The sequence below is a fragment of the Mucilaginibacter sp. genome (genome assembly GCF_039921305.1).
Lineage (GTDB): Bacteria > Bacteroidota > Bacteroidia > Sphingobacteriales > Sphingobacteriaceae > Mucilaginibacter.
The window spans coordinates 1-10,191 of sequence record NZ_JBDSCA010000031.1 but is presented as its reverse complement, the minus strand read 5'-3'; the positions used below and the strand labels follow the sequence as shown (position 1 = coordinate 10,191).

9 protein-coding genes are annotated in these 10,191 nt (G+C 42.0%); 4 read left to right on the top strand and 5 right to left on the bottom strand.

Annotation, left to right across the window (positions count from 1 at the left end; translation table 11 throughout):
• Nucleotides 1-39 precede the first annotated feature (39 nt).
• The 3 genes from ABIN91_RS09675 to ABIN91_RS09665 all read right to left on the bottom strand — a co-directional run bounded on the left by ABIN91_RS09675 (nucleotide 40) and on the right by ABIN91_RS09665 (nucleotide 4,482).
• Nucleotides 40-2,304 (bottom strand): aconitate hydratase, encoded by a 2,265-nt coding sequence (locus tag ABIN91_RS09675; RefSeq protein ID WP_348050890.1) that lies wholly within the window; start codon nucleotides 2,302-2,304, stop codon nucleotides 40-42.
• Nucleotides 2,305-2,552: 248 nt separating this feature from the next.
• Nucleotides 2,553-3,581, bottom strand: coding sequence for a hypothetical protein (locus ABIN91_RS09670; RefSeq protein WP_348050889.1), 1,029 nt, complete (start codon nucleotides 3,579-3,581; stop codon nucleotides 2,553-2,555).
• A 280-nt stretch (nucleotides 3,582-3,861) separates the two neighbouring features.
• Nucleotides 3,862-4,482 carry a polysaccharide deacetylase family protein gene (locus ABIN91_RS09665; protein ID WP_348050888.1) on the bottom strand — a complete coding sequence of 207 codons (621 nt, stop codon included), beginning with the start codon at nucleotides 4,480-4,482 and terminating at the stop codon, nucleotides 3,862-3,864.
• A gap of 76 nt (nucleotides 4,483-4,558) precedes the next feature.
• Here ABIN91_RS09665 and ABIN91_RS09660 point away from each other — a divergent pair, with 76 nt between their 5' ends.
• From ABIN91_RS09660 to ABIN91_RS09645, 4 genes are all read left to right on the top strand, one after another.
• Nucleotides 4,559-5,917 carry a TolC family protein gene (locus ABIN91_RS09660; protein ID WP_348050887.1) on the top strand — a complete coding sequence of 453 codons (1,359 nt, stop codon included), beginning with the start codon at nucleotides 4,559-4,561 and terminating at the stop codon, nucleotides 5,915-5,917.
• A 39-nt stretch (nucleotides 5,918-5,956) separates the two neighbouring features.
• Nucleotides 5,957-7,312 (top strand): efflux RND transporter periplasmic adaptor subunit, encoded by a 1,356-nt coding sequence (locus ABIN91_RS09655; RefSeq protein ID WP_348050886.1) that lies wholly within the window; start codon nucleotides 5,957-5,959, stop codon nucleotides 7,310-7,312.
• Between the two features lie 80 nt (nucleotides 7,313-7,392).
• Nucleotides 7,393-8,403 carry an NAD(P)H-dependent glycerol-3-phosphate dehydrogenase gene (locus ABIN91_RS09650; RefSeq protein ID WP_348050885.1) on the top strand — a complete coding sequence of 337 codons (1,011 nt, stop codon included), beginning with the start codon at nucleotides 7,393-7,395 and terminating at the stop codon, nucleotides 8,401-8,403.
• Between the two features lie 26 nt (nucleotides 8,404-8,429).
• The gene (locus tag ABIN91_RS09645) at nucleotides 8,430-8,750 is read left to right on the top strand and encodes a hypothetical protein (RefSeq protein WP_348050884.1); all 321 of its coding nucleotides are present in this window, start codon (nucleotides 8,430-8,432) and stop codon (nucleotides 8,748-8,750) included.
• 13 nt (nucleotides 8,751-8,763) lie between these two features.
• Here ABIN91_RS09645 and ABIN91_RS09640 read toward each other — a convergent pair whose 3' ends face one another.
• The gene (locus ABIN91_RS09640) at nucleotides 8,764-8,922 is read right to left on the bottom strand and encodes a hypothetical protein (RefSeq protein WP_348050883.1); all 159 of its coding nucleotides are present in this window, start codon (nucleotides 8,920-8,922) and stop codon (nucleotides 8,764-8,766) included.
• 144 nt (nucleotides 8,923-9,066) lie between these two features.
• Nucleotides 9,067-9,825, bottom strand: coding sequence for a terminase small subunit (locus ABIN91_RS09635; protein WP_348050882.1), 759 nt, complete (start codon nucleotides 9,823-9,825; stop codon nucleotides 9,067-9,069).
• Nucleotides 9,826-10,191: the final 366 nt, after the last annotated feature.

The window sequence follows — 10,191 nt, the reverse complement described above, 5'->3', positions numbered from 1 at the left end:
TTATTACTTGAAGCTAAAAGCTTGTGGCTTGCAGCTTAATTAAGCTTGCTGACGACGGATGATATTTAACGCGCCACCTGCTTTAAACCACTCAATTTGCTGAGCGTTGTAGGTGTGGTTTACTTCGATTGTGTCGGTTAAGCCGCCTTTGTGGTTGATCACAATTTGCAGTGGTTTACCCGGTGCAAAGGTGGTTAAGCCATTGATATCGAATGTGTCGTCTTCCAAAATCTTATCGTAATCGGCGCTGTTGGCAAATGTTAGGCCAAGCATACCTTGTTTCTTTAAGTTGGTTTCGTGGATACGGGCGAATGATTTTACCAGGATGGCACGTACACCTAAGTGACGTGGTTCCATAGCCGCGTGCTCACGTGATGAACCTTCACCATAGTTCTCATCGCCTACTACGATAGAACCTATGCCATTGGCTTTGTAATCACGTTGGGTAGCAGGTACCGGTCCGTATTGGCCGGTTAGTTCATTTTTAACTGTATCGGCTTTATCGTTAAAGTAGTTGATAGCACCGATCAGCATATTGTTTGATATGTTATCCAGGTGACCACGGAACTTTAACCATGGGCCAGCCATAGAGATATGATCGGTAGTACATTTACCTTTTGCCTTGATCAAAAGTTTTAAGCCTTTAATGTCGGTACCTTCCCAAGCCGCGAATGGATCAAGCAATTGTAAGCGGGTTGATTTTGGATCAACTTTAACTTCTACCGCGCTACCATCTTCGGCTGGAGCCTGATAACCTGCATCTTCAACAGCGAAACCTTTAACAGGTAATTCAATACCCATTGGCTCGTCAAATTTAACCATTTCGCCAGCGGCGTTTGGTAAAGAATCTGTAAGCGGGTTGAAGGTTAGATCACCAGCGATAACGAACGCGGTAACGATCTCGGGAGATGCTACGAACGCGTGTGTGTTTGGGTTACCATCCTGACGTTTTGCGAAGTTACGGTTGAAGGAAGTGATGATAGAGTTTTTGCGTGAAGGATCGTCGGTATGACGAGCCCATTGACCGATACATGGTCCGCAAGCGTTAGCCAATACCACGCCGCCCATGCTCTCGAAGGTTTTTAAGTAACCATCGCGCTCAACTGTGTAGCGTACCAATTCCGAGCCCGGAGTAATGGTAAACTCGGCAGTTGTTTTGATGTTTTTGCTGATAGCCTGTGAAGCGATAGATGCCGCACGGGTGATATCCTCGTAAGATGAGTTGGTACATGAACCGATCAAACCAACCTCTAATTTAGTAGGCCAGTTGTTTTCTTTAACCGCTTGCGCGAATTTAGAGATAGGCCAGGCCAAATCCGGTGTGAACGGACCGTTAATATGTGGTTCCAATTCGTCCAGATTGATCTCGATCACCTGATCGAAGTATAATTCAGGGTTAGCGTAAACTTCAGGGTCACCGGTTAAGTGTGCTGCAACGGCATTTGCTAAGTCGGCAATATCGCCACGCTCGGTACCGCGTAAGTATGCTTCTGATTTAGGGTCGTAACCGAAGATAGAAGTGGTTGCGCCAATTTCGGCACCCATGTTACAGATGGTACCTTTACCTGTTGCAGATAGTGATGTAGCACCATCGCCAAAATACTCAACAATTGCACCTGTACCACCTTTTACTGTGGTGATACCTGCAACTTTAAGAATGATATCTTTAGCTGATGTCCAGCCGCTTAATTTACCTGTTAATTTAACACCGATCAGTTTAGGGAATTTAAGCTCCCAAGGTAAGCCTGCCATAACATCACAAGCATCGGCACCACCAACACCAATGGCGATCATACCCAAACCACCCGCGTTTGGCGTGTGAGAGTCGGTACCGATCATCATACCACCCGGGAATGCATAGTTTTCTAAAACAACCTGGTGGATGATACCTGCTCCGGGTTTCCAGAAACCGATACCATATTTGTCTGATACGGAGGCCAGAAAATCATATACTTCTTTATTTTGATCTTTTGCTGTGCTTAGATCTTTATCAGCCCCAATTTTGGCCTGGATCAAGTGATCGCAATGTACGGTTGAAGGTACGGCTACCTGCGGACGGCCAGCTTGCATAAATTGCAATAAAGCCATTTGCGCCGTAGCATCTTGCATGGCAACACGGTCTGGTGCAAAATCTACATAGTCAACACCACGGTTATAAGCATGTTTAGCTGCGCCTTCGGTAAGGTGGGTGTATAAAATTTTCTCGGTTAGAGTTAAAGGTTTACCAGTTGCCTTGCGGGCAGCTTCGACACGGCTGCCGAGGTTACTGTAAACCTTCTTGATCATATCTAAATCAAAAGCCATATTATAGAATTTTATGGGGTGAAAAGTATTTAAAAGCAGCTTTTTAAGTCTGTTTTTAAGATTGCTGCGAATTTACAAAATTTAGTAAGTATTTGATATACTATTGTAATTGAAGTTTTATTTGGATACGTTCTAAATAAGATAAGGGTGGAGTGGAAGATGTTAGGTATGATGTAATAGGTAAGATGGAAGATGTGGGTTTATATATTGCAAAGGTTGATGTGCTCATTGTCGTTTAAATCCATAGACTAATTTATCACCACGTTATCAAGCCTGGTAGTTAGCAACTGGTGCAAGGCTCCTTTTTTTGTTTGGGCATTGCCTACCCAGGTGTAAGCTTTGCCGTTAATGTTAGTTTGAAGGGTTACATTTTTGTCTTGCTCAATAATTGTATAGGTCGCATTTTTGTTTTTAAATGTCAAGACATTTCGTTCGCTATTAAAAGTAAAATCGGGATTTTGGTAAACGATTGTAATTGGGTAAGAAAATTCGACGGTGTTTTCTTTGCTGATAACCGCGTAGTTTAATGTACGGTTGTTCAAGTTAAATAATGCTATTTGCTTTCCATTTTTATCAACTGTAAACGTTAAAATAGGTTTAACGCCCTCCTGGGTTAAATCAATATTTTTTTTTGAATATCTCACCATTTTTTTACCATTCCAATTTTCTTCGGAATATATACTGTAGGGTATATTGGTTTCGTCGTCTTCCGTAATTTTTATGGCTTTGGGCTTGTTGTCTTGAACTATAAACAGGCTATACTGGTGCCAGCAGCAACCGCTTTTTGTCATAGTAGTTATTTGCTTTGTTTTGGTATCCGCGTCAAACATTCCGCAGTACTCCTGCGCTAATCGCGTGAAATCGGCACTTAACTTAAAGCCATTGGCAGTGGCTAAATAAACTTGGTATGATGGGCCGTGATAACAGCTGTTTTGGCCGTCCATTATGGCGAAATCATATTTCCCATCAAAGTTAAAATCCTGGTAAATAATGCTACTCTGTTCGCCGTAAGGCGATTGTTTGATATTTGCAAGCAGCTTGCCATTATGTAGCTCAAATGTTAGTTCATCCGAATTAACTCTGATCAATTGCTTTTTGGTTTTCTTGTCTAAAATTTCAACCCAGCCTTTGCTAAATACCTGAGATGTATCTGAAATATAAATCTTCCCCGAAAAATCTGTTGAAAAACCATCTACGGCGAAGGTTACCTGTCCATATACATTAATTGTTACCAGTAAAATAATTGATAGTATGGTTGCGGAGAAAAGGCGTTTCATGATAAGGTAATTGCTGAATAAATGTAAATGATTTATTTAGCAAAAGCCAAATAAATATGAGAGAGGTAAAGGTATACAACAATAATTGTTGTATATTTGTATAAGGAATAACAAAATGAAAATCAGGAAGTTAATCCGGTAAAGTTCTTTAAAAACAGCTTACAATATCCCCCCCCCCTGTTGGGAAGAAGTAAGAGTCAAGAACCAGGAATCAAGACTTTTGTGTTTTGAAAGGTTAGTTGAGATATTGAGCTAATATCTTACAATATCCCCCTTGTGATTACAGAGCCTTAAAGGTAAATCCCTTTTTACCCCAGTATTTCATGGCGCGTGGGAGGACGTACTCCAATCGCGGAAACGCTTTCAAACTATCGTGAAAAACTACTATTGAGCCGTTTTGAGTGCTTTTTAGCGTTTTGTGCAGACAGGTTTCGGGTTTAAGATCTTGGTCGAAATCGCCACTTAACACATCCCACATAATGAATTTGATATCGTTGTTGCGAACTTTCTTCAATTCATCAACTTGCTTGCGTTTTATGCGGCCATAAGGCGGGCGGAACCAGGGTGTGTGCAATAAATCGTCGCACATTTTAAAGTTAGCTGCATACTCGTCGGTACGGGTTGCCCAGCCACGTAAGTGGTTAAAGGTGTGATTGCCTATGGTGTGGCCGTCGGCTTTTACCTGTTCAAAAACATCGTTATGTTTGATCACATTATCGCCAATGCAAAAAAAGGTGGCTTTGGCATTGTACTGTTTTAAAGTTTTTAATACAAATGGTGTAACAATAGGTATGGGTCCATCGTCAAAGGTGAGATAAATGCATCGCTCATCCCGGTTAAGGTTCCAGATGAGGCCAGGATAAAGCTTTTTTAACAGCAATGGTGTTTTTACCAGATACATAGTAACAAAGTAAGGTAAAATGTATCTAAAAAATATAAATAAATTAGCAGCAGTGCATTATACTGATATTTGATCAATGAAAATGAACCTAAACATATCATACATTAATAATAAAGGGTTTTTAGGCTTGCTTGTTTGCACGATGCTGCTGATGGGTAGCTTTAAGGCTAAGGCGCAGGAGGTTATCACGCTGCAAAAGGCTGTCGATCGCACTTTAGAGCGTAACCTCACCATTAAAAATGCACAGCTTAACGAGGCTTTAGATGTTGAGAACTACAACCAGGCCAAAAACAACCGTTTGCCAAATTTAATGGCTAACCCGCAGGCGACTTTAAATTTTGGCCGTGGTTTGGATGTATCATCATACCAATACGTTAATCAGCGTGTGTTTGGTATAAATGGGGGGATATCATCACAGGTATCATTATACCAGGGAGGTTTGCTGAAAAACCAGATTTTGCAAAACAAGCTGCAACTGGATGTTGATAAAAGCAGCACCGCGAAAGTAAAGAACGACTTGGTCTTAAATGTGATCACTACTTACTTATCGGTTTTAAGCAATCAGGATTTGCTAACAGCCGCTACGCAACAGGTTGATATCAGCAAGCAAACTTTAGACAGGGCGCAAAAAACCTTTGATGTAGGTAACGGTACACTGGCCGATCTATCTCAAGCTAAAGCAACTGTATCAACTTCCGAGCTCAATCAAACAACGGCCCAAAATCAATTGGATATATCGATACTGACACTTAAGCAATATATGGAGATGGACCCTAAAACTGCCATCACTGTTGAAAAGCCCGATGTTAGCAAGCTTACCGACGTAAAATCAGTATTTGATGCACAGACTGTATTTGAAAGTTCGGTGATTGTAAATCCTGATGTGAGGCTGGCCGAACTGCAAAAACAAACAGCATTTCAGGGTACTAAGGTAGCCAGAAGCTATTATTATCCAACGGTATCATTACAGGGGTCGTTAGGTTCATATTATTCGGATGCAAACAGGCTTGCTCTTTTTGGAGATCAGTTAAGCAATAACTTTACCCAAGGACTAGCTTTAGGCGTACAGATACCTATTTTTGGAAGATTTGCAACCCGTACCAATGTTCGTAAGGCCAATATCAATTATCAAATAGCCGATGTGAACGCGCAGATAGCTAAGAATAACCTGAACAAAACCATTAACCAAGCGGTATTAGATGTAAGGGCGGCCGAAAAGAAATACCAATCGGCAAAGCAAACTTACCAATCAAACAAGGATTCTTATGATGTGGTACAACAACGTTACAATGTTGGGTTGATCAACTCTCTCGATTATAATACATCGTTAACCACACTCAATAAATCGGAATTTGATATGATACAGGCTAAGTACGAATTGATATTCCGCAGCAAAATAATCGACTATTATCTGGGTAACCCTATTACTTTATAAAAGCTCAACAAACAATCCGACATCCGAAATCAAACAATCATGGGAAAGACTACAAAATATATATTGATAACGCTTGGAGCCTTAGTGGTGCTGCTTGTTATATTAAAAGCAACCGGCGTAATTGGCAAACCAAGCAAAACACAGGTGGCTACAGAGAAAGCCGATAAGCGCGACATCATTGAAACAGTATCCGCCAGTGGTAAGATCAAACCCGAAATTGAGGTAAAGATCAGCTCCGAAGTATCGGGCGAGATCGTTGAGTTGCCTATTAAGGAAGGTGATATTGTTAAGAAGGGCCAGCTACTTTGTAAGGTTCGTCCGGATATCTTGAAATCGGGCTATGAGCGTGCCATTGCATCTTACAATACCCAAAAAGCCAGTGTTGGTAATGCCGCTCAAATGTTCGAGCAATCGAAAGCTAACTTTGCCAACTCGGAAGCTAAGTACAAACGTAGTAAAGAGCTTTACAGCAAAAAGGTACTTTCGGCTGCCGAATTTGATGCCGCTACAGCGGATTACCAGTCGGCCAAAGCAGCTTTAGAAGCCGCCCGTCAAAATCAGATCGGTTCAAACTATGGTTTGGCCCAATCATCAGCATCGGTTAAAGAAGCATCAGATAACCTGGCCAAAACCAGCATCTACTCACCGGTTGATGGTGTGGTATCCAAACTATCGGTAGAAAAAGGCGAGCGTGTATTAGGTACCGTGCAAAACGTAGGTACCGAGATCATGACCATTAGCGACCTAAGCGCCTTAGATGTTAACGTTGATGTGAACGAGAACGACATTAACCGTGTGCTCTTAGGCGATTCAGCCGTGATAGAAGTTGATGCGTTCTTAGGCAAAAAGTTCAAAGGCGTGGTAAGAGAGATAGGTAGCTCTGCCAACGTAGTAGGTACCAATGCCGATCAGGTTACTAACTTCACCGTTAAGGTGCGTGTGGTGCCGGCATCGTATGCTAACTTGGTTGCCGCAGGTTCAAAAAACCCATCGCCATTTAAACCGGGATTATCTGCTACTGTTGATATTCAAACTAACCATACTACGGCTTTATCAGTGCCTATCCAATCTGTTACCACGCGTGGTTTGAAAAAGGATGAAGATAAAAAAGCTGATGTAGCGCCGCCAAAAGACGATTCCAAAACTAAAAAGACCACCGATGCGGTTAAAGAATACGTGTTTGTTTACGATGCTAAAACTACTACCGTTAAACAGGTTGAAGTAACCACCGGTATCCAGAATGATACCTATATCCAGATATTATCAGGCCTTAAAGGTGGCGAAGAAGTAGTTTCCGGACCATACTCTGCCATATCTAAAACCCTGAATGATAAGATGCAGGTTGAAAAAGTAGACAAGAGCAAACTCTTTACAGCCGATAGCAGCAAGAAATAACAGATATCTGCTGAATAATTACTTATTTTGTCCTGCTAACAAAGCTTACCAATTCTTTGTTAGCAGGACAAATCATTTTCATGGATATTCAAGCTAAAAAAAGGATAATAGTAGTAGGAGGGGGCAGTTGGGCAACGGCCAATGTTAAAATGCTCACCGATAATGCCGTAGATAAAGAGATCTACTGGTGGATGCGCAGCCAGCAAGCCGTTGATCATATTCAGCAATACAAGCACAATCCCAATTACTTGAGCTCGGTCGAGATCAAAGTACCCGCTCAAAATATCTCCACAAATCTCAAAGAACTCATTGCTAAGGGTGATTTTATCCTCCTTAACGTACCTGCGGCATTCTTAAAAGATGCCCTAAAGGATATCACTATCGACGATCTACGCGGCAAAAAGATCATCTCGGCCATCAAAGGCATCGTGCCCGACGAGAACCAGATCATCGGCGAATTCATGAACCAGCATTACGAAGTGCCTTTCGAGAACTTCCTCGTGATCAGCGGACCATGCCATGCCGAAGAAGTAGCCTTAGAAAAACTCTCCTACCTCACTATCGCGTCAATGGATACCGAACTGGCCGCCTCTTTTGCCGGCATGCTCCAAACACGCTACATCAAAACCAACGTGTCCGACGATATCTACGGAACTGAATACGCCGCCGTGTTAAAGAACATCTATGCCGTAGCCAGCGGAATCTGTCATGGAGTAGGCTATGGCGATAACTTCCAGGCCGTATTGATCTCCAATGCCATTCAAGAGATCATGCACTTTGTGGATGCCGTACACCCTATTGATCGTGATATCAAAGAATCCGCCTACCTGGGCGATCTATTGGTAACCGCCTACTCCCAGTTTAGCCGTAACCGCACCTTTGGTAACATGATAGGCAAGGGTTACACCGTAAAATCGGCCCAGTTAGAGATGAATATGGTTGCCGAAGGATATTATGCAGTAAATTGCCTACACCAGGTTAACAAGCTATACAAGGTAAATATGCCTATTTGCAGCGCCGTATACAATATTCTGTACAAAAAACGCTCTCCGGTACTCGAAATGCAGCATTTGGCCGAACAATTGAGTTAGTACCGGTAAATACCGCTGCTACTCTTATGAAAACGTACACTTTAGTCACCATTAACGCCATATTTGCCGTAGTACTCGCTACCACGGCCTGCTCAGGCTCAAAAGCCAGCAAGATCAAAGGCGAATGGCGATCAAAAGATAACGAAACCATATTGAAAATAACCGGTAAGCAATTCACCATGGACACCGATTCGCCAATCCCCGAAGACTATTTTATGAAAGGCGATACCATTTATACCTCATTCCAGGGGAATCTCCCTTACACCAAATTTGTAGTAAAAGCGGTAGATGAGCATAACCTAAAACTCCTCTACCCCGATTCCGTGCTGGTAGAGTTCACCAAGTAAAAGAGGCTGAGATTTACTTTCCTTGTGCGGTAGTGTAAGTATTCATCAGGTTTTTATTGCTGATGGCTGTCACCTTGCGGTACTGCCTGTAGCAATCAATCGCGAACAAGCAGGCTATCACAAATAACAAACCGCAAATTTTGATCATTAACATATCCATATTGATTTTCATTGTGTAGATGTAAAAGGCAATACAAATGTAAATACCACATGCCGCTTTCCATATGCGTATAAATACGTATTTTACACGTTTAAACATCTATTTCAAATCCTGCACTTTCACCACCACGTCATTGCGAGGTACGAAGCAACCTCTTTAGGATAAGTACCCCGCCAGATTCGTCACATATACTTCAGCATCAGCCTCACGCACTTCAACAAGGGGGGATAAAGTAAGAATTTTTCCCGCCCTTGCCGATGAATTGTGCAAAGCACCAGCATCAATCAGCATAACCACATCTTCTGTGGCAGCCTCAGCAACAAGTTCCCCCTCGCCATTCACCAACAAACCATCTTCATCCTGATTCTTGCATCCTGATTCTTGAGTCTCAGAAACAGCTTTGTGCTTTAAGCTTTCTGCTTTAAGCTCTTCCTCCTGATTCTTGCATCCTGATTCTTGAGTCTTAACTCCGTAGAATCCCACATGCCTCGCAATCTTATCCAAAGCGCTCATCTTATTATGCAGTTTAATCCGGCTCAATTCGCCAACCCGGTTACCATACTCGTCAGTCGAATCCATAATTTGGTAATGACTAATGGCAGCTTTCTCATCACTGGTCAATAAGCTCATGGGTTTCAAAGTAGCATTATCATCATAATAATTACCCATATTGCTAAAAGCAATTTTAGCCAGCTCACGCAAAATCATATCATGGCTAACCTGCAACCGTTCGGCATTTTTAGCCATCCCGGCTTTAAGGTAAGCCTGAATTTTAGGCTGGTGCAGCAGTTCGGCTTTCTTAGCCGTAGTTTCACTATAACCGGCACAAAGGGCCGCGCGGTAAGCATTAAAGCTCACCAAATACTCATCACAAAAACGTTGTTGTTGTAAAGTTAAATTTTCAGAATTATTCATCAGGTTTTTAATTTTTAGGTGGGACCAATTCAGATATTACAGACGTAACATCAAGACACACAAAAGTACAAAAAAACATCCAAGTCTGAAAATAAAAATCACATAATTAGCTGATTATAAATAACTTGAATAATAAAAGTAACTAAATAAACCTTCCCGCTATCACCAGCCTGTCATTGCGAGGTACGAAGCAATCGCACGGAGGCAGGGCGGCCATGCATATTCGCCCTGCATAGTTCGCGATTGCTTCGTACCTCGCAATTGTAAGGGTTTATTAATTCGGTAATAGAATCAGGATTTTTATTTGTTGTTTAGGGTGGTCATTTCGATAGGTTTTTTTCCATTGATACCTTGATGTGGCCTTTC

Bases quoted from the DNA above. Each gene is read 5' to 3' on its own strand.
- ABIN91_RS09660 (WP_348050887.1), top strand. From the start codon at position 4,559: ATGAAAATGAACCTAAACATATCATACATTAATAATAAAGGGTTTTTA.
- ABIN91_RS09675 (WP_348050890.1), bottom strand. From the start codon at position 2,304: ATGGCTTTTGATTTAGATATGATCAAGAAGGTTTACAGTAACCTCGGC.
- ABIN91_RS09645 (WP_348050884.1), top strand. From the start codon at position 8,430: ATGAAAACGTACACTTTAGTCACCATTAACGCCATATTTGCCGTAGTA.
- ABIN91_RS09635 (WP_348050882.1), bottom strand. From the start codon at position 9,825: ATGAATAATTCTGAAAATTTAACTTTACAACAACAACGTTTTTGTGAT.
- ABIN91_RS09640 (WP_348050883.1), bottom strand. From the start codon at position 8,922: ATGAAAATCAATATGGATATGTTAATGATCAAAATTTGCGGTTTGTTA.
- ABIN91_RS09650 (WP_348050885.1), top strand. From the start codon at position 7,393: ATGGATATTCAAGCTAAAAAAAGGATAATAGTAGTAGGAGGGGGCAGT.
- ABIN91_RS09665 (WP_348050888.1), bottom strand. From the start codon at position 4,482: ATGTATCTGGTAAAAACACCATTGCTGTTAAAAAAGCTTTATCCTGGC.
- ABIN91_RS09655 (WP_348050886.1), top strand. From the start codon at position 5,957: ATGGGAAAGACTACAAAATATATATTGATAACGCTTGGAGCCTTAGTG.
- ABIN91_RS09670 (WP_348050889.1), bottom strand. From the start codon at position 3,581: ATGAAACGCCTTTTCTCCGCAACCATACTATCAATTATTTTACTGGTA.